This window comes from Burkholderia sp. KCJ3K979 (genome assembly GCF_016759955.1).
GTDB classification, from domain to species: domain Bacteria; phylum Pseudomonadota; class Gammaproteobacteria; order Burkholderiales; family Burkholderiaceae; genus Burkholderia; species Burkholderia orbicola.
Map to the genome: position 1 here is coordinate 1 of NZ_JACFYV010000028.1, position 18438 is coordinate 18438.

Sequence of the window (18438 nt, forward strand, 5' to 3'; positions counted from 1 at the left end):
GGTGCCACCGCGCCCCGCGCCGCGAACGTGCGCCGCGTGCCGCGGTGGCACCGAATCCCGTCCCGCCGATCACGTACCCCGAAAGCCTGCCCGTGTCGGGCAAGCGCGACGAAATCGCGCGCGCGATCGCCGGTCATCAGGTTGTCATCGTCTGCGGCGAAACCGGCTCGGGCAAGACCACGCAGTTGCCGAAGATCTGTCTCGATCTCGGCCGCGGCCTCGGCGCCGGCGGCACGGGCCTGATCGGCCATACGCAGCCGCGACGCCTGGCCGCATCGTCGACCGGCCGCCGCATCGCCGAGGAACTCGGCACGCCGTTCGGCGAGGTGGTCGGCTACAAGGTGCGCTTCACCGACAACCTCGCGCCGGGCGCGTCCGTCAAGCTGATGACGGACGGCATCCTGCTCGCCGAGACGCAGACCGATCCGCTGCTGAAGGCGTACGACACGCTGATCATCGACGAGGCGCACGAGCGCAGCCTGAACATCGACTTCCTGCTCGGCTACCTGAAGGAAATCCTGCCGCGGCGGCCGGACCTGAAACTGATCGTCACGTCCGCGACGATCGACGCCGACCGTTTCGCGCGCCATTTCGGCACCGACGAACGTCCGGCGCCCGTGATCGAGGTGAGCGGGCGGCTGTATCCGGTCGAGATGCGCTACCGCCCGGTGGCCGAGGATCGCCCGGCGGTGAAGAACGCCGAAGGCACCGGCGGCCGCGATCGCGTGAAGACCGCGCGCGAGGCCGAGCGCGACCTGATGGACGCGATCGTCGACGCGGTCGACGAGCTGTGCCGCGAAGGCCCCGGCGACGTGCTGGTGTTCCTGCCCGGCGAGCGCGAGATCCGCGAGGCGGCCGAGGCGCTGCGCAAGCACCATCCGCCGCACACCGAGATCCTGCCGCTGTTCGCGCGGCTGTCGGCGGCCGACCAGGACAAGGTGTTCAAGGCGTCGAACGCGCGCCGGATCGTGCTCGCGACCAACGTGGCCGAAACCTCGCTGACGGTGCCGGGCATCCGCTACGTGGTCGACACCGGCCTCGCGCGCGTGAAGCGCTATTCGTACCGAAACAAGGTCGAGCAACTGCAGGTCGAGTCGATCTCGCAGGCGGCCGCGAACCAGCGTGCGGGCCGCTGCGGCCGCGTGGCCGATGGCGTCTGCATCCGCTTGTACGAGGAAAGCGACTACCAGGCGCGCGCACGCTTCACCGACCCGGAAATCCTGCGCTCGTCGCTCGCGTCGGTGATTCTGCGGATGAAATCGCTGCACCTGACGGCGATCGAATCGTTCCCGTTCCTCGAACCGCCGCCCGGCCGCGCGATCGCGGACGGCTACCAGTTGCTCAACGAACTCGGCGCGGTCGACGACGACAACGCGCTGACGCCGCTCGGCCGCGAGTTGGCGCGGCTGCCGCTCGATCCGCGCGTCGGCCGGATGATTCTCGCCGCGCGCGACCAGCAATCGCTGCGCGAGGTGCTGATCATCGCGAGCGCGTTGTCCGTGCAGGACCCGCGCGACCGCCCGATCGAGGCGCAGGAGCAGGCCGACCAGGCGCACCGCCGGTTCGCCGACGAGCGCTCCGAATTCCTGCAGTGGCTGAAGATCTGGGCGTGGTTCGAAGAGGCCGTCGCGCACAAGAAATCGAATCGCCAACTGATCGACGCATGCCGGCAGAACTTCCTGTCGCACCTGCGGCTGCGCGAATGGCGCGACGTCCATTCACAGCTGCTGACGGTCGTGCGCGAGCACGGCTGGCGACTCAACGAAGTCGAGGCCACCTACGAACAGATTCATCTGGCCCTGCTGACGGGCCTGCTCGGCAACCTCGGGATGAAGGCCGACGACGATCCGCATTACCTCGGCGCGCGTGGCATCAAGTTCTACCTGTGGCCGGGCTCCGCGCTCGCGAAGAAGGCCGGCCGCTGGGTGATGGCGGCCGAACTGGTCGAGACGAGCCGGCTGTACGCGCGCTGCCTCGCGAAGATCGAGCCTGAGTGGGTCGAGAAGATCGGCGCGCACCTGTTGAAGAAATCGTTGTCGGAGCCGCACTGGGAAAAGCGTCCGGCGCAGGTCAGCGCATTCGAGCGCGCGACGCTGTACGGGCTGCCGATCTACCACCGGCGGCGCGTCGCGTTCGGCAAGCAGGACCCGGCGCGCGCCCGCGAGCTGTTCATCCGTGGTGCGCTGGTCGAAGGCGAATTCGACACGAAGCTGCCGTTCTTCGCGCACAACCGCAAGCTGCTCGCCGACATCGAGCAGCTCGAACACAAGTCGCGCCGCCAGGACGTGCTGGTCGACGACGAACTGATCTACGCGTACTACGACCAGGCGATTCCCGAAGGCATCCACACGGGCGCCGCGTTCGAGCGCTGGTATCGCGACGAGGTGAAGAAGGGCGGCCAGGCGGAGGACAAGCAGCGGCTGCTGTACCTGTCGCGCGACGACCTGATGCGCCACGAGGCGGCCGGCGTCACGACCGACCTGTTTCCGAAGCGCGCGACGATGGCCGGCGTCGAGATGGCGCTCACGTATCACTTCGAGCCGGGCACGCCGCGCGACGGCGTGACGCTCGCGGTGCCGCTCTTCGCGCTGAACCAGGTCGACGCGCGCCGTTGCGAGTGGCTCGTGCCGGGGATGCTGAAGGAAAAGGTGCAGTTGCTCCTGAAGTCGCTGCCGCAGAAGCTGCGCCGGCACTGCGTGCCGCTGCCCGAGTACGCGGCCGGCTTCGTCGAGCGGATGGGCCGCGAGCGCTTCGGTGCGGGCGGGCTCGTCGAGGCGCTGATCGCCGACGTGCGCGGCGAGACGCAGGTCGCGATGAAAACGGCCGACTTCAAGCTCGAGACGTTGCCCGCGCACCTGTTCATGAACTTCAAGGTGATCGACGAGCACGGCCGCCAGCTCGCGATGGGGCGCAATCTCGCGCAGCTTCGCCAGGAACTGGGCGCGCAGGCGCAGCAGCAGTTCCAGAAGATCGCGGCGGCGTCGACGATCGCGACCGGCGGCGCCGATGCCGGCGCGGGCGACGCAGGCGATACGCCGGCGCCCGCTGCCGCGCCGGGTTCGGCGGCGAAGGGCGGCAAGCCGGGCAAGGGCGCGGCGCCGCAGACGGCCACCGCGGCGGAAACCGGCGCGACCGCGCTGTACGAGAACCTGACGACGTGGAATTTCGGCAAGCTGCCCGAGCTGCTGGAAATCCGCCGGCGCGGCCAGACGCTGTACGGCTATCCGGCGCTCGTCGACCGCGGCACGCATTGCGACGTCGAGGTGTTCGATTCGCCGGAGGAGGCCGCGCGCATCCACCGGGCCGGCTTGCGGCGGCTGTTCGCGCTGCAGCTGAAGGAGCCGATCAAGTTCCTCGAAAAGAACCTGCCGGGCCTGCGCGAGATGGCGATGCAGTACATGTCGCTCGGCACGCAGGACGAGCTGCGCGACCAGCTGATCGATACGGCGCTCGACCGCGCGTGCCTGCAGGACCCGCTGCCCGACGACGACGCGAGCTTCCACGCGCGCCGCGACGAGGGCCGCAGCCGCCTGAACCTGCTCGCGCAGGAAATCGCGCGGCTCGTCGGGCAGATCCTGGCCGAATACGCGGGCCTCGTGAAGAAGCTCGCGCAGGCGAAGCCGTTCGCGCAGGCCCATGCGGATCTGCAGCAGCAACTGGGCGCGCTGGTCGGCAAGCGTTTCGTGATCGACACGCCTTACGCGCAGCTTGCGCACTTCCCGCGCTACCTGAAGGGCATCGCGCTGCGGATCGACAAGCTGAAGGCCGATCCGGCGCGCGACGCGAAGCAGTCGGCCGACCTGCTGCCGCTCGCCCAGCAGTACCAGCGCGCGGTGTCGCAGCGCGGCGGCGTCGCCGATGCGCGGCTCGCGGAATTCCGCTGGCTGCTCGAGGAACTGCGAATTTCGCTGTTCGCGCAGGAACTGCGCACGCCGATGCCGGTCTCTGTCAAGCGTCTGCACAAGGTCTGGGAGTCGATGCAGCGCTAGCGCAACTTCGATGGGCCGGGCCGGCCTCGGCGGCCGGCCCCGGTCGGCCGCACGGCGCCTGCCGCGGCGGCTCGTCCGGCAGGCGGGGCGTGCGTCGAAGCGGCGCAATGCCGGCCTGGGTCAACCGGCGGGGCCCGCCGAACGTTCTACAATGACTGCTGTTCCACGACGTGAGTCTTCATGCGCACTTTCCTTTCCCTCGGCCGCACGCTCGCGCTGGCCGCCGCCGTCCTGGCGCCCGCCGCCCACGCGAATAACGTGATCGTCCTCAATTCGGCCGAAGCGACGCTTTCCCTGATCGACCAGCAGACCCGCGAAGTCGTTTCCACGATGCCGACCGGCAAGGAACCGCACCATTTGATGGCGACGCCCGACAACGCGTCGCTGATCGTCGCAAATTCGGTCTCGAACAGCCTGATGTTCCTCGATCCGAAGACGGGCAAGCTGCAGCGCACCGTCGAAGGGATCGACGATCCTTACCAGCTCGGTTTCTCGCCCGATCGCAAGTGGTTCGCGGCGGCCGGCCTGCGGCTCGACCGCGTCGACATCTACGGCTACGACGGCCGCGATCTGAAGCTCGTGAAGCGCGTGCCGCTCGCGGTGATGCCGAGCCACCTCGCGTTCACGAAGGACAGCAAGACGCTGCTCGTGTCGCTGCAGGTGTCCGGCGAGATCGCGGCGATCGACCTGCCGACGCAGACGGTCAAATGGAAGATGAAGGTCGGCAAGGTGCCGGCCGGCCTGTGGCTCACGCCGGACGACAAGTTCCTGCTCGTCGGGATGACCGGCGCGGATTACGTCGCGGTCGTCGACTGGCGCAACCAGAAGGTCGTCAAGCAGATCTACACGGGCAAGGGCGCGCACAACTTCCGCTCGCTCGCCGACGGCACGCACGTCGCGGTGACGAACCGCGTCGCGAACACGATCAGCATCATCGACGAGAACACGCTCACCAACGTCGGCGACATCACGGGCCTGTTGCCGGGCCCCGACGACATGGAGCTGTCCGCCGACAAGAAGACGCTGTGGGTGACGTTCCGTTTCGCGAAGAAGGTCGGGATCATCGACCTGGCCTCGCGCAAGCTGGTGCAGACGATCGCCGTCGGCCGCTCGCCGCACGGCATCTACTTCTACGACCGCGCGCCGTGGAGAGCGGCGAACGGCGCGTGACGGGCGGAGGCGAACGATGCTGCACCTGATCGATGCGTTCGTGTCGGACATCCAGACCTGGCTGTACGTCGACGTCGTGCAGCCGCTCCTCTTCAAGTTCAACCTGATGGACTATGACGAGGACACCTACGACGCGCTGTACTGGGTGATCATCGGCGCGCTGCAGATGGTGCTGATGTTCGCGCTGCTGCGCCCGCTCGAGGCGCTGCTGCCGGTCGAGCGCTGGAAGAACCGCCGCGCGGTGCGGGTCGACGTGATCTACACGGCGATCTCGAAGCTCGGCATCTACACGCTGTTCTTCTTCTTCGCGCTGCAGCCGGTGTTCGACAACTTCCAGGCGTGGCTGCGCCTGCACGGTGTCGCGAACGTCAACCTCGACTATCTGTGGCCGGGCGTGACCTCGCAGCCGATCGTCGCGTTCGCGATCTACCTCGTCGTGCTCGATTTCGCCGGCTACTGGTATCACCGCTGGCAACACAAGTTCGGCGTCTGGTGGGAGCTGCACGCGGTCCATCACAGCCAGCGCCAGATGTCGCTGTGGTGCGACGACCGCAACCACCTGCTCGACGACGTGCTGCAGTCGTGCTTCTTCGCGGCGATCGCGCTCGTGATCGGCGTGACGCCGTCGCAGTTCGTCGTGCTCACCGCGGTCACGAACTTCGTGCAGAGCATCCAGCATACGAATGCGCGGCTGTCGTTCGGCTGGCTCGGCGAGCGCCTGCTCGTCAGCCCGATCTTCCACCGCCGCCACCATGCGGTCGGCTACGGCCACGAAGGCACCAAGTACGGCTGCAACTTCGGCGTGCTGTTCCCGTGGTGGGACATGATGTTCGGCACCGCGTCGTGGAGCCGCACGGTCGAGCCGACCGGCATCCGCGAGCAGGTCGAGGGCGTGTCCTATGGCGACGGCTTCTGGTCGCAGCACGGCCTGGCGTTCGTGCGGATCTTCCGGCGCCTGTTCCCCGCCAAGCGCGGCGCGGCGTCGGCCTGATCCCCTCCGGCCGTTCTCCCGTTGAACGACCCTTCCACGCGGCCCGCATGCGCTTTGGCGCATGCGGGCCGCGTGGTTTATCCTTTCCCCGTTTTTCTCCGTCAATCCAGATTCCATAGGCTCGCATGAACGACTTGCTGCGTTCCTTCGTCCGGGCGCTCGCCAGCGCGCTGCACCCGCGCATGCTGTGGCTCACCCTGATGCCGTTCGTCGTGTCGGCGCTGCTGTGGGGCGCCGTGCTGTGGTTCTCGTGGCAGACGCTGCTGGACCTCGCGCGCGGCGCGCTCGACGGCTTCGTGCTGACGGCCATGCTGTACCGCGCATTCGACGCGATCGGCATGTCGCAACTGCATGCGGTCGTCGCGCCGTTCGTGGTCGTGTCGCTCGCGATCCCGCTGATCGTGCTGACCGTGCTGCTGCTGATCGCGACGATCTCGATGCCGGTCGTGATCAAGCACCTGTCGAATCGCCAGTTCGCGGCACTCGAAGCGAAGCGGGGCGGCACCTTCTTCGGCAGCGTGGTCAATTCGCTCGGCGCGGCGATCGTCGGCGTCGTGCTGCTCGTCGTCACGATCCCGCTGTGGCTGATTCCGCCGTTCTTCGCGCTGCTGCCGCCGGTGATCTGGGGCTGGCTCACGTACCGCGTGATGACCTACGACGCGCTCGCGCTGCACGCGAGCCGCGACGAGCGCCGCGCGCTGGTGCGCCGGCACCGCTGGCCGCTGATCGGCATCGGCGTCGCGACCGGGCTGCTCGGCACCGTGCCGACCTTCGTGTGGGTCTCGTCGGTCTGGATGATGGTGCTGTTTCCGTTCGTCGCGGCCGCCATGATCTGGGTTTACGCTTTCATCCTCGTCTTCTCGGCGCTGTGGTTCGGGCACTACTGCCTGCGCGCGCTGGAGGACCTGCGCGCGAGTGCGCGCGCCACCGCAATCGACATGGGGCAGGCATGAGCATCGGCATCATCATCATCGGCGACGAAATCCTTTCGGGCCGCCGGCAGGACAAGCATCTGGCGAAGGTCATCGAGCTGCTCGGCGCGCGCGGCCTCGCGCTCGACTGGGCCGAATACGTCGGCGACGATCCGGCGCGCATCACCGCGACGCTCGCACGCGCGATCGCGTCGGGCGACATCGTGTTCTCGACGGGCGGGATCGGCGCGACGCCGGACGACCATACGCGCCAGTGCGCGGCCGCCGCGCTCGGCGTGCCGCTCGAGCTGCATCCGGAGGCGAAGGCGTTGATTTCGGAGCGCATTCGCGAAACGCATACCGATCCGGCCGCGCCGGTCGATTTCGATTCCCCGGAGAACCAGCATCGCTTCAACATGGGCGTGTTCCCGGCGGGCGCGACGATCATCCCGAACGGCTACAACCGGATTCCCGGCTTCTCGGTCGGCGATCTGCATTTCGTGCCGGGCTTCCCGGTGATGGCGTGGCCGATGATCGAATGGGTGCTCGATACGAAGTACGCGCAGCTGCATCACGCGACGCCGCATGCCGAGCGCTCGCTGTATGTGTTCGAGCTGCCGGAATCGACGCTCACGCCGTTGATGGAGAAGATCGAGCGCGATTTCCCCGGCGTGCGCGTGTTCAGCCTGCCGAGCGTCGGCGACGCGGAGCGCGGGGGCATCTATGCGCGCCGTCACATCGATCTCGGCGTGAAGGGCGAGCCGGAAGCGGTCGCGGCCGCGTTCGTGAAGCTGCGCGAAGGCGTGCACCTGCTCGGCGGCGACGTCGTCGAGCCCGATACGCCGCGCGCCTGAGCGGCCTGCCACGCCGCCTTGTCAAAAGCAACGGGCCGCGCAACGCGGCCCGTCATCGGCATGTCATCGCCCGGCTCGACGATGAGGTCGTCGCAGCCGGCGTGAGCGGCGCGCGCTCAGGCGCCGATCCACGGCAGTTTGCGGAAGCACCAGCCGTCGACCGTCTTGCGGTGGCCTTCGGCGTCCTTCGCGCCTTCGAAGCCTTCGAGCAGGTCGAACGCCTTCGTGAAGCCGGCCTGCGCGGACGCGACCGCGGCGAGCTTCGAGCGCGCGGCGCTGCGGCACAGGAACAGGATGGGCGTATCGGCCGGGAGGGCCGCCTTCAGTTCGTTGACGAATTCGGCGTTCGGCACGCCGCCCGGGTAACGCGTCCATTCGAGGTGCAGGTACTGGCCGTCGCCGACGAGCGGGCGGCCGATCCAGTCGAGCTCGGCGCGGGTGCGCACGTCGACCAGGCGCGCCGACGGGTCGAGCTGCAGCAGTTCGAATGCTTCGACCGGCAGCAGCGCGCCGGCATAGTTGAGCGCGCCTTGTGCGCGGCGTTCGTCGGCCTTCGCGTAAAGCTGGTCCAGCGTACTCATGGCAGGGAGTCTCCGTATCGGTCAAACGATCATTCTAGCGCGACGTCGCGGCACGGACGTCCGCCTGCGACACGGTGCATGGGCCGTACACGCGCTCACCAAAAGAGTGCAGAATGGCGTGAATGCACCAAAATAACTCGCTCGAAGCGACGGGGCTCGATGGTTGCACCACGTCGGTGCTTTCGGGGTGGAACCGATGGCGGGTAAAGCCCCGGAATCGCGCAGCGCAGCCCTGTCGTGGCGAGCCCTGACGCGATTCGCGCCGATCCTGCATGAAGGTGGCACGGAAGCTGCTATATAGAATTCGGTCGAATCGGGGCGCGCTGCGCCAAAGCAAGACCCCGATCAGCTCGATAAACGAGGCGGTTTCCCAGTCCGCCGGAATTGTTCAATCAGGAGAAGAGGTTATGAGTAAAACCGTCGCCGACGTCATGCAGCTCGTGAAGGACGAGGACGTCAAGTTTGTCGATTTCCGCTTCACGGATACGCGCGGCAAGGAACAGCACGTGTCGGTGCCGGTTTCGGCGTTTGACGAAGACAAGTTCGAAAGCGGCCATGCATTCGACGGTTCGTCGATCGCGGGCTGGAAGGGCATCGAGGCGTCGGACATGCTGCTCATGCCGGACCCGACCGCTGCCTTCGTCGACCCGTTCTACGAAGAGTCGACCCTCGTGCTGACCTGCGACGTGGTCGAGCCGGCCGACGGCAAGGGCTACGAGCGCGACCCGCGTTCGCTCGCGAAGCGCGCGGAAGCCTACCTGAAGAGCACGGGTATCGGCGACACGGCGTACTTCGGTCCGGAACCGGAATTCTTCATTTTCGACTCGGTCCAGTGGAACACGGACATGTCGGGCTGCTTCGTGAAGATCAACTCGGAAGAAGCACCGTGGTCGGCCGGCAAGGAATTCGAAGGCGGCAACACCGGCCACCGTCCGGGCACGAAGGGCGGCTACTTCCCGGTCGCGCCGGTCGACACGTTCCAGGACATGCGTTCGGAAATGTGCCTGCTGCTCGAACAGCTCGGCATCCCGGTCGAAGTGCACCACCACGAAGTGGCGGGCCAGGGCCAGAACGAAATCGGCACGAAGTTCTCGACGCTGGTTCAGCGCGCCGACTGGACGCAATGGTCGAAGTACATCATCCATAACGTCGCGCACTCGTACGGCAAGACGGCGACGTTCATGCCGAAGCCGGTCGTCGGCGACAACGGTTCGGGCATGCACGTTCACCAGTCGATCTGGAAGGACGGCCAGAACCTGTTCGCGGGCAACGGCTACGCCGGCCTGTCGGAACTGGCGCTGTTCTACATCGGCGGCATCATCAAGCACGCCCGTGCGCTGAACGCGATCACGAACCCGACGACGAACTCGTACAAGCGTCTGGTCCCGCACTTCGAAGCACCGGTCAAGCTCGCCTACTCGGCACGCAACCGTTCGGCATCGATCCGCATTCCGCACGTGTCGAACCCGAAGGGCCGCCGTATCGAAACGCGCTTCCCGGACCCGATGGCGAACCCGTACCTGTTGTTCTCGGCGCTGATGATGGCCGGCCTCGACGGGATCCAGAACAAGATCCATCCGGGCGAAGCAGCCGACAAGAACCTGTACGACCTGCCGCCGGAAGAGGATGCAAAGATCCCGACCGTCTGCGCAGGCCTCGACCAGGCACTGGAAGCGCTCGACAAGGATCGCGAGTTCCTGACCCGTGGCGGCGTGTTCACGGACAGCATGCTCGACGCGTACCTCGCGCTGAAGGAGCAGGAGCTGGCGAAGTTCCGCATGACGACGCACCCGATCGAGTTCGAGATGTACTACTCGCTCTAATCGGCGATGGCGCTTCGATTCAGCGCCGTCATGCCGGTTCGTTCCCGTCGCGCGGCTGGCGGCGGGAACGGCGGAGTCTGAAAGGGGACGGCGTCCGGCCGTCCCTTTTTTGTTCCGACGATTTTCATTTTCTGGCCCGGTGAGGCGCGACAAGCACGCAGATGGTTCTGAAGAATCTGATCAAGGCGAAAACGGGGCAACCCGAACGACTGACGGACGACGAGCGGCTCGCGCGCTCGGGTCTGCTGGCGGGGCTCGAAGCGCTGCCGACGGTCGTGATCGTGCTCGACCGCAAGACGCTGCGGGTCGCGTTCGCGAACCCGTCCGCGGAGGCGATGCTCGACATCTCGCGGCGGCAGCTCGCGCAGCGGCCGTGGGGCGAGATTTTCCCGAACGCGAACGAGCTTGCGTCGACGATCACCGCGATCGGCCAGGAACGCTTTCACGCGACGCACCTCGATACCGTGCTCGACCGGCCCGGCCGCGAACCGCTGCACGTGCATGCGATCGTCGGCTTCCTCGAGAGCGCGCCCGATTTCGTGCTCGTCGAGCTGTTCGAGAACGAACGGCAGTCGCGCACCGATCGGGAAGAGCGCATCCACGACCTGACCGCGGTCAACAAGCAACTGATCCGCAACCTCGCGCACGAGATCAAGAACCCGCTCGGCGGCATTCGCGGCGCAGCCCAGCTGCTCGAATTCGAACTGGGCGAGCGCGAGCGCGGCGAGTTGCGCGAATACACGCAGGTGATCATCAAGGAGTCCGATCGCCTGCAGACGCTCGTCGACCGGTTGCTGGAGCCGCACCGGCATCCGCACATCGTCGGCGACGTGAACATTCATGAAGTGTGCGAACGCGTGCGCGCGGTGATGCTCGCGGAATTTCCGCGCGGGCTCACGATCGAGCGCGATTACGACGTGAGCGTGCCGGACCTGCGCGGCGACAAGGAGCAGTTGATCCAGGCGCTGCTCAACATCGTGCGCAACGCCGCGCAGGCGCTGCGCGAGCGGATCGCGCAGGGCGACGCGAAGATCGAGCTGCGCACGCGCATCGCGCGCAAGATCACGATCGCGAAGCGCCTGTACAAGCTGGCACTGGACTTGCACGTGGTCGACAACGGGCCCGGCATTCCGGAAGAGATCCGCGACCGGATCTTCTATCCGCTCGTGTCCGGACGCGACGACGGCAGCGGCCTCGGCCTCACGCTCGCGCAGACGTTCGTGCAGCAGCACGACGGGATGATCGAGGTCGAAAGCCGGCCCGGACGTACCGAATTTCAGATTCTGCTGCCGCTCGACCATTGAGCGGCAGCATTGCGATTCACCCATACCTGACCGACCTATGAAGCCGATCTGGATAGTAGACGACGACCAATCGATCCGCTGGGTGCTTGAAAAGGCACTCGCCCGGGACAGCTTCGCGACGAAGAGCTTCGCGAACGTGCGCGATGCGCTGGCCGCGCTCGACCACGAGACGCCGCAGGTGCTCGTGTCCGACATCCGGATGCCGGGCGGCTCGGGCCTCGAGTTGCTGCAGGCGATGCACGAGCGGCTGCCGGGCCTGCCCGTCATCATCATGACGGCGTTCTCCGATCTCGACAGCGCCGTCGCGGCGTTCCAGGGCGGCGCGTTCGAATACCTCGCGAAGCCGTTCGACGTCGACAAGGCGGTCGAGCTGATCCGCCGCGCGGTGGAAGAAAGTCTGCGCGGCGGCGCGCCGCAGGACGAGCGCGTGGCCGAGGCGCCCGAGATGCTCGGCCAGGCGCCGGCGATGCAGGACATGTTCCGCGCGATCGGCCGCTTGTCGCATTCGGCCGCGACCGTGCTGATCACCGGCGAGTCGGGCACCGGCAAGGAGCTCGTCGCGCGGGCGCTGCACCGTCACAGCCCGCGTGCGAACGGACCGTTCATCGCGCTGAACACGGCGGCGATTCCGAAGGATCTGCTGGAATCCGAACTGTTCGGCCACGAGCGCGGCGCGTTCACCGGCGCGCAGACGACGCGGCAGGGCCGCTTCGAGCAGGCCGAGAACGGCACGCTGTTCCTCGACGAAATCGGCGACATGCCGTTCGATCTGCAGACGCGCCTGTTGCGCGTGCTGTCGGACGGGCAGTTCTACCGCGTGGGCGGCCACAACCCGCTGCGCGCGAACGTGCGCGTGATCGCCGCGACGCACCAGAATCTCGAGTCGCGCGTGCGGCAGGGGCTGTTCCGCGAGGATCTTTATCACCGGCTCAACGTGATCCGGCTGCGTCTGCCGCCGCTGCGCGAACGCAGCGAGGACATCGCGCTGCTCACGCGTCACTTCCTGCAGAAGAGCGCGCGCGATCTCGGCGTCGAGCCGAAGCGCGTGTCCGACGACGCGCTCGCGTACCTGACGTCGCTGCCGTTTCCCGGCAACGTGCGGCAGCTCGAGAATCTCGCGAACTGGCTGACCGTGATGGCGCCCGCGCAGACGGTCGAGATCAAGGATCTGCCGCCCGACCTCGTGCCGGCCGGTGCGCCGGTCGTCGCGACGGGCGACGGCGCGGACGCGCACGGCAGCGGCGGTCACGCAGCGGCGCCTGCCGCGATCGGTGCAGCGCCGACGGCCGCGCCCGTCGCGAGCGCGGCGAACGGCAGCGCGCCGGCCGGCTACCCGTTGTGGGAGCACGGGCTGCGCACCGAAGTCGCGCGGCTGTTGCGCGAGAACTCGGCCGACGTGATGGACGAACTCGCACGCCGCTTCGAAGCCGCCGTGATCCGCGAGGCGCTCGACTTCACGCGCGGTCGCAAGGTCGAGGCCGCGGAGCGGCTCGGCATCGGCCGCAACACGATCACGCGCAAGATCCAGGAACTCCATCTGGAACCCTGAGCACGATTCGCGGCATGCGCGGGCCCGCGCATGCCGCGATCGGACATAATCGCGGTTTGCATGCAGCTTGCCATTCCGCGATCCTCAATGTCCGAATCCTTCCGCTGGCCCGCCGGGGCCGACCCGTTCCGTTTCCTCGAAGCACTCGACAGCAAGCGCGCCCGCACGTGGGTCGACGAGCAGAATGCGCGCACCCGCGCCGCGCTGCGCGACGACGATGCCTATCGCGCGCTGACCGCGCGTCTCGCGAAAGCGTATCTGCCGCGCGAACGCCCGGTGATTCCGACCCGCTGGCGCGACTGGGCGTACGACCTGTGGCAGGACGATCTCCATCCCAAGGGGCTGTGGCGCCGCACGCGCTGGGCCGACTGGCGGGCCGGCCAGCCGGCCTGGGAAACGCTGCTCGACATCGACGCGCTCGGCGCCGAAGAGGGCGAGTCGTGGGTGTTCGAGCAGGAGGCGATCCTGTATCCGGACGGCGATCGCGTGCTGCTGTCGCTGTCGCCCGGCGGCGCCGACGCGGTCGTCGTGCGCGAATTCGATCTCGTCGAGCGCCGTTTCGTCGACGACGGTTTCACGATCGACGCGCCGGGCCATCACACGGTCGGCTGGATCGACCGCGATACCGTGTACGTGAGCTGGGATCGCGGCGAAGCGCATGCGACCGCCGCCGGCTATCCGTATGAAGCGCGGCGCTGGGCGCGTGGCACGGCGCTTGCCGACGCGCCCGTCGTGTTCAGCGGCGAACCGGACGACATCAGCGCAGGAGCGTGGTACGACCCGATCGACCGCCGCCACGTCGCGTGGCGCAGCGTCGATTTCTTCGACGCACACGCGTACTGGTTGACCGACGCGGGCGAATGGGCGCGCTACGACGTGCCGACGCATGTCGAGGTCGGGTTCTGGGAGGGCTGGCTCGTGCTGGAGCCGCGCCTCGACTGGGATTGCGACGGCGTGCGCCACGCGGGCGGCTCGCTGCTCGCGATTCGCGAAGAGGCGTTCCTGGCCGGCGCGCGCGATTTCACGACGCTGTTCGCGCCGCGGCCGACGACGTCCGCCTGTACGTGGACGCATACGCGCACGACGCTGATCGCCAGCTGGCTCGACGACGTGCACAACCGCACGATGCTGTGGCAGCCGCGGCAGGCCGACGACGGGGCGTGGACGTGGGACGCGCGGCCGTTCGACTGGCCCGGCGACGCGCAGATCGACGTCGAGCCCGTCGAATCGACGCTGAACGACGAGGTGTACGTCGACGTCGACACCTATCTCGATCCGCCCGAATGCTGGCTGGCCGATCTGGCCGACCGCGCGGACGATGCACCGTCGCGCCGCGTGCTGCTCGACCGGCCGCCGGTGCAGTTCGACGCGGCCGGCCTCGTCGTGCGCCGCGCGAGCGCGCGTTCGCACGACGGCACGGTGGTGCCGTACACGCTGATCGGGCCGAGCGATGCGCTCGACGCACCGGAAGGCGAGACGCGCGTCGCGCGGCCGTGCCTGCTGTCGGGCTATGGCGGCTTTGCGATCCCGAACCTGCCGGGCTACAGCGATGCGTTCGGCATCGGCTGGCTCGAACGCGGCGGCGTGATGGCGTTCGCGCACATCCGCGGCGGCGGCGAGTTCGGACCGCGCTGGCATACCGACGCGCAGCGCGAACACCGTCAGCGTTCGTTCGACGATTTCATCGCGGTGGCCGAGGATCTGATTGCGACCGGCGTGACGAGCGCCGCGCAGTTGGGGATCGAGGGCGGCAGCAACGGCGGGCTGCTGGTCGCCGCGTGCATGATGCAGCGGCCGGAGCTGTTCGGCGCGGTGCTGTGCCGCGTGCCGCTGCTCGACATGCAGCGCTATCCGAAGCTGCACGCGGGCGCCGCATGGCTCGACGAATACGGCGATCCGGACGATCCGCGCGAAGGCGCGGCGCTGGCAGCGTATTCGCCCTATCACCGCGTGCGCGAAGGTGTCGTGTATCCGCCGTTGCTGCTGACGACGTCGACCCGCGACGACCGCGTGCATCCCGCGCATGCACGCAAGCTGGCCGCGCGCATGCAGGCGCTCGGTCACGAACGGGTGTGGTACTGGGAGAACACCGACGGCGGCCACGGCAGCGCCGACGATCTCGAACGCGCGGAAGCCGATGCGGCCGAATTCGGCTTCCTGTGGGCCCATCTCGGGCCGGCGCCCGCGCGGCGCTGATCGCGCGTGAACAGGCCCTGGGCGATCAGCCGACGATCGCGACGACGGGCGTGTGGTCGGACGGCTGTTCCCACGTGCGCGGCGTGCGATCGACCTCGCACGACGCGCAGGTTGCCGCGAGCGCCGGCGACAGCAGGATGTGGTCGATGCGCAGCCCCGCGTTGCGGCGGAACGCCATCATCCGGTAGTCCCACCACGTGAAGGTTTTCTCGGGCTGCTCGAAGCGGCGGAACGCATCGACGAAGCCGAGTTCGATCAGCTGCGCGAAGTGCGCGCGCTCCTGCGGCGACACGAGGTTCTGGCCTTCCCATTTCGCGGGATCGTGCACGTCGCGGTCTTCCGGCGCGATGTTGTAGTCGCCGAGCAGCGCGAGCTTCGGGTAGCGCTGCAGCTCGGTGCGCAGCCATGCCTGCAGCGCGTCGAGCCACTGCATCTTGTAGACGAACTTGTCGGAGTCGAGCGCCTGGCCGTTCGGGAAGTAGGCGGACACGATGCGCACGCCGTCGACCGTCGCGGCGATCACGCGCTGCTGCGGGTCGTCGAAGCCGGGGATGTTGCGCACGACGTCCGATTCGTCGACGGCGAGCGTGTCGCGCACGAGGATCGCGACGCCGTTGTAGGTCTTCTGGCCCGTGAACCAGCTGCGGTAGCCGACCGCCTCGAGATCGGCGCGCGGGAATTTCTCGTCCGGCAGCTTCAGTTCCTGCAGGCACAGGACGTCGGTGCCGCTTTGCGCGAGCCAGTCGAGCACGTGCTGTTTGCGGACGTTGAGCGAGTTGACGTTCCAGGTGGCTATTTTCATGAACGGGAGGGGGCGTGCGGCGTGAATTCGGAGGCCGTCATCTTACCGCGAGCATGGGGTGCGAACGCGGGTGTCATGCAGGGTCACGCATCGTCGCGCGAGGAGGGGAGGCAGAAATTGTGACAAAAGTATTGACGTGAGTACTTCCTCACCCTATAATTTATTTCTCTGACGCGGGGTGGAGCAGTCTGGCAGCTCGTCGGGCTCATAACCCGAAGGTCACAGGTTCAAATCCTGTCCCCGCAACCAAGCACACCAGACGATGTGCCGCGCAATTGACCGATGCGCACCTCGTCCACGAAAAACCCGGCTCCATGCCGGGTTTTTTGTTTTCCGCGTCCGCTTGTTATTTCGGCGCGCCCGGGCTCCCGGGCAGGAAGCCGTTCTCGAGCAGATAGGTCGTCGTGTTGACCAGCGTGGCCCGTGCGTTCGGCGTGCCCGAGAGCACCGCGCACTTGTCCTTGCCCGTATTCAGCCGGATCGACCGCTCGGTCGCCGGGTAGTCCACATCCTTCAGGTAGAAATGCGGCAGCGACGTCATGTAGCGCGCATACGGCACGCACGGCCGCTGCATCGGGTCCTTCGACGCGGCGTTGAACGGGAAGTACTCGTCGAACAGGTAAGCCGAGCTCGACAGGCCGCCCCAGTCCGCCGGCACCGCGATACTGCCGGTCGGCGTCGTGGCGCCGGTGGCGACGTCCGTGATGAAGCCGTCGACGGTCGAGCGCCCGTCGCTGCGATTGGCCTGCGTCACGGTGACCTGCAGCCGATAGGCGTGGCCGGTTTTCCACGGGTAGGCGATCGAGCACGACGTGCCGGAGCCGCCGTCGGCGCCGCCGCGGCAATTCGCCGACAGCGGCGCCGTGCCGGTGCCGAACGCGCTGAAGATCACCACGTTGGTGCTGCGGGTGCGCGGCTGGATGCCGGTGTAGATCGCATGCCCGCCGTGTTGCGACGACAACTGGTTGGCCCAGTAGTAACTGGCGTTGACCTGGGTCGGCACGACTTCGGGCGTGATCTCCCACGTCATGCGATCGAAGCCGTCCCTGGGCGTCGTGGCGGCCGATGCGGTGATGCTGGGGTCCGCGTGCGCGTTGAGCGTGGCCGACACGGCGAGCAGCGCGCCGAGCACGGTGCTGAGTCTTTTCATGTTCCTGTTTCCGGTTGGTGGAAAAAAGAGACCGCGACGAGCAGCGTCGAGTGCGGTGCCGCTGCTCGCGTACCAATTTGCGGTCACTTTATTACCAAGGGATCAGCAGTCGCGCCGGCGCGTCCGCGTGAAGCGAGCCGCGTGATTCGTGGGTCGTTCGTGCCGGGCCGGTGTGATGGGCGAGAGCAGGGAGTCGGGCGCACGGCGACACGTACGCCGGGAGAGTGAATCCCGGTGCGCGGAACAATGCGGCGATGCCGTCCGGCGACGGTTTTCTTTATGCGATGGCGCGCATCGTTCAGCGCGCCGCCCATTCGACGGCTGCTTTCGCATGCAGCGCGGTCGTATCGAATACCGGCAGCGGCGAGTCGTCCGCACCGATCAGCAGCGTGATTTCCGTGCAGCCGAGGATCACGGCCTGCGCGCCGCGCTGAGCCAGCCCATCGATGATCGACACATACGTGGAGCGCGATTCCTCCGAGATGACGCCGTGGCACAGCTCGTCGTAGATGATCCGGTGCACGTCGTCGCGCCCGCGTTCGTCCGGCACCAGCACGTCGAGCCCGAACTTCTCGCGCAGCCGCGCCGCATAGAACGGCAGTTCCATCGTGTAGCGCGTACCGAGCAGCGCGACGCGCTCGACGCCCGCGGCGCGCAGCGCGCTGCCGGTCGGATCGGCGATATGCAGGAACGGCAGCGTCACCGCGGCCTCGATCGCGTCGTGCACGCGATGCATCGTATTGGTCGTCAGGACGACGAGGTCGGCGCCGGCCGCTTCGAGCTGTCGCGCGGCGTCGGCCATCCGTTCGCCGAGCGCGGCCCAGTCGTGCGTGCGCTGCAGCGCTTCGATTTCGGCGAAGTCGACCGTGACCAGCACGCTCTTCGCGTTGTGATGGCCGCCGTGCAATGCCTTCGAGTGCCGGTTGATCATCCGGTAGTACTCGGCCGACGATTCCCAGCTCATGCCGCCGATCAGCCCGATTGTCTTCATCCGTCACCTTTGCGTTTCGTGTGTCGTGGCAGACGAGTATAGGGGCCGCTGCCCGTGCCCGGCCGGTACGATCCGCACAAAGCGGGCCAGTACGGCGCGGCCGGCGGCAGATGGCCGGCGCCGGGTG

General features: G+C 67.5%; 13 protein-coding genes and 1 tRNA gene. 10 read left to right on the forward strand and 4 right to left on the reverse strand.

What is annotated here, in order from left to right:
• The 5 genes from hrpA to H3O04_RS09475 form a co-directional block, all read left to right on the forward strand.
• A partial coding sequence (gene hrpA, locus H3O04_RS09455; RefSeq protein ID WP_272929880.1) for an ATP-dependent RNA helicase HrpA occupies nucleotides 1-3989 on the forward strand: 3989 nt, incomplete at its 5' end.
• A 180-nt stretch (nucleotides 3990-4169) separates the two neighbouring features.
• Complete coding sequence (locus H3O04_RS09460; RefSeq protein WP_006478360.1) at nucleotides 4170-5159, forward strand: YVTN family beta-propeller repeat protein; 990 nt, start codon at nucleotides 4170-4172, stop codon at nucleotides 5157-5159.
• A gap of 16 nt (nucleotides 5160-5175) precedes the next feature.
• Nucleotides 5176-6150, forward strand: coding sequence for a sterol desaturase family protein (locus H3O04_RS09465; RefSeq protein ID WP_023477463.1), 975 nt, complete (start codon nucleotides 5176-5178; stop codon nucleotides 6148-6150).
• Nucleotides 6151-6275: 125 nt separating this feature from the next.
• A complete protein-coding gene (locus tag H3O04_RS09470; protein ID WP_006478362.1) occupies nucleotides 6276-7103 on the forward strand; it encodes an EI24 domain-containing protein in 828 nt (275 codons plus the stop codon).
• On the forward strand, nucleotides 7100-7915 hold the full coding sequence (locus H3O04_RS09475) for a competence/damage-inducible protein A (RefSeq protein WP_202587564.1): 816 nt from the start codon (nucleotides 7100-7102) through the stop codon (nucleotides 7913-7915). Before H3O04_RS09470 ends, H3O04_RS09475 begins: the two co-directional genes overlap by 4 nt.
• Nucleotides 7916-8031: 116 nt before the next feature.
• Here the strand turns inward: H3O04_RS09475 and H3O04_RS09480 are convergent, their stop codons facing one another.
• Nucleotides 8032-8496, reverse strand: a complete 465-nt coding sequence (locus tag H3O04_RS09480; RefSeq protein ID WP_006478364.1) for a rhodanese-like domain-containing protein — start codon at nucleotides 8494-8496, stop codon at nucleotides 8032-8034.
• Between the two features lie 407 nt (nucleotides 8497-8903).
• Here H3O04_RS09480 and glnA point away from each other — a divergent pair, with 407 nt between their 5' ends.
• From glnA to H3O04_RS09500, 4 genes are all read left to right on the forward strand, one after another.
• Nucleotides 8904-10319 carry a type I glutamate--ammonia ligase gene (glnA, locus tag H3O04_RS09485; protein WP_011549441.1) on the forward strand — a complete coding sequence of 472 codons (1416 nt, stop codon included), beginning with the start codon at nucleotides 8904-8906 and terminating at the stop codon, nucleotides 10317-10319.
• A gap of 161 nt (nucleotides 10320-10480) precedes the next feature.
• On the forward strand, nucleotides 10481-11623 hold the full coding sequence (gene glnL / locus H3O04_RS09490; protein WP_006478366.1) for a nitrogen regulation protein NR(II): 1143 nt from the start codon (nucleotides 10481-10483) through the stop codon (nucleotides 11621-11623).
• Nucleotides 11624-11660: 37 nt separating this feature from the next.
• Nucleotides 11661-13172, forward strand: a complete 1512-nt coding sequence (gene ntrC, locus H3O04_RS09495; protein ID WP_023477459.1) for a nitrogen regulation protein NR(I) — start codon at nucleotides 11661-11663, stop codon at nucleotides 13170-13172.
• 87 nt (nucleotides 13173-13259) lie between these two features.
• Complete coding sequence (locus tag H3O04_RS09500) at nucleotides 13260-15368, forward strand: prolyl oligopeptidase family serine peptidase (protein WP_023477458.1); 2109 nt, start codon at nucleotides 13260-13262, stop codon at nucleotides 15366-15368.
• 25 nt (nucleotides 15369-15393) lie between these two features.
• Here the strand turns inward: H3O04_RS09500 and xth are convergent, their stop codons facing one another.
• Nucleotides 15394-16170 (reverse strand): exodeoxyribonuclease III, encoded by a 777-nt coding sequence (xth, locus tag H3O04_RS09505; RefSeq protein ID WP_006478369.1) that lies wholly within the window; start codon nucleotides 16168-16170, stop codon nucleotides 15394-15396.
• 172 nt (nucleotides 16171-16342) lie between these two features.
• Here xth and H3O04_RS09510 point away from each other — a divergent pair.
• Nucleotides 16343-16419 (forward strand) — tRNA-Met (locus tag H3O04_RS09510).
• Between the two features lie 97 nt (nucleotides 16420-16516).
• On the opposite strand, the gene H3O04_RS09515 is transcribed toward H3O04_RS09510, so the two are convergent.
• On the reverse strand, nucleotides 16517-17320 hold the full coding sequence (locus H3O04_RS09515) for a DUF3472 domain-containing protein (RefSeq protein WP_202587565.1): 804 nt from the start codon (nucleotides 17318-17320) through the stop codon (nucleotides 16517-16519).
• A gap of 298 nt (nucleotides 17321-17618) precedes the next feature.
• A complete protein-coding gene (locus tag H3O04_RS09520; protein ID WP_006478371.1) occupies nucleotides 17619-18311 on the reverse strand; it encodes an aspartate/glutamate racemase family protein in 693 nt (230 codons plus the stop codon).
• Between the last annotated feature and the right edge of the window lie 127 nt (nucleotides 18312-18438).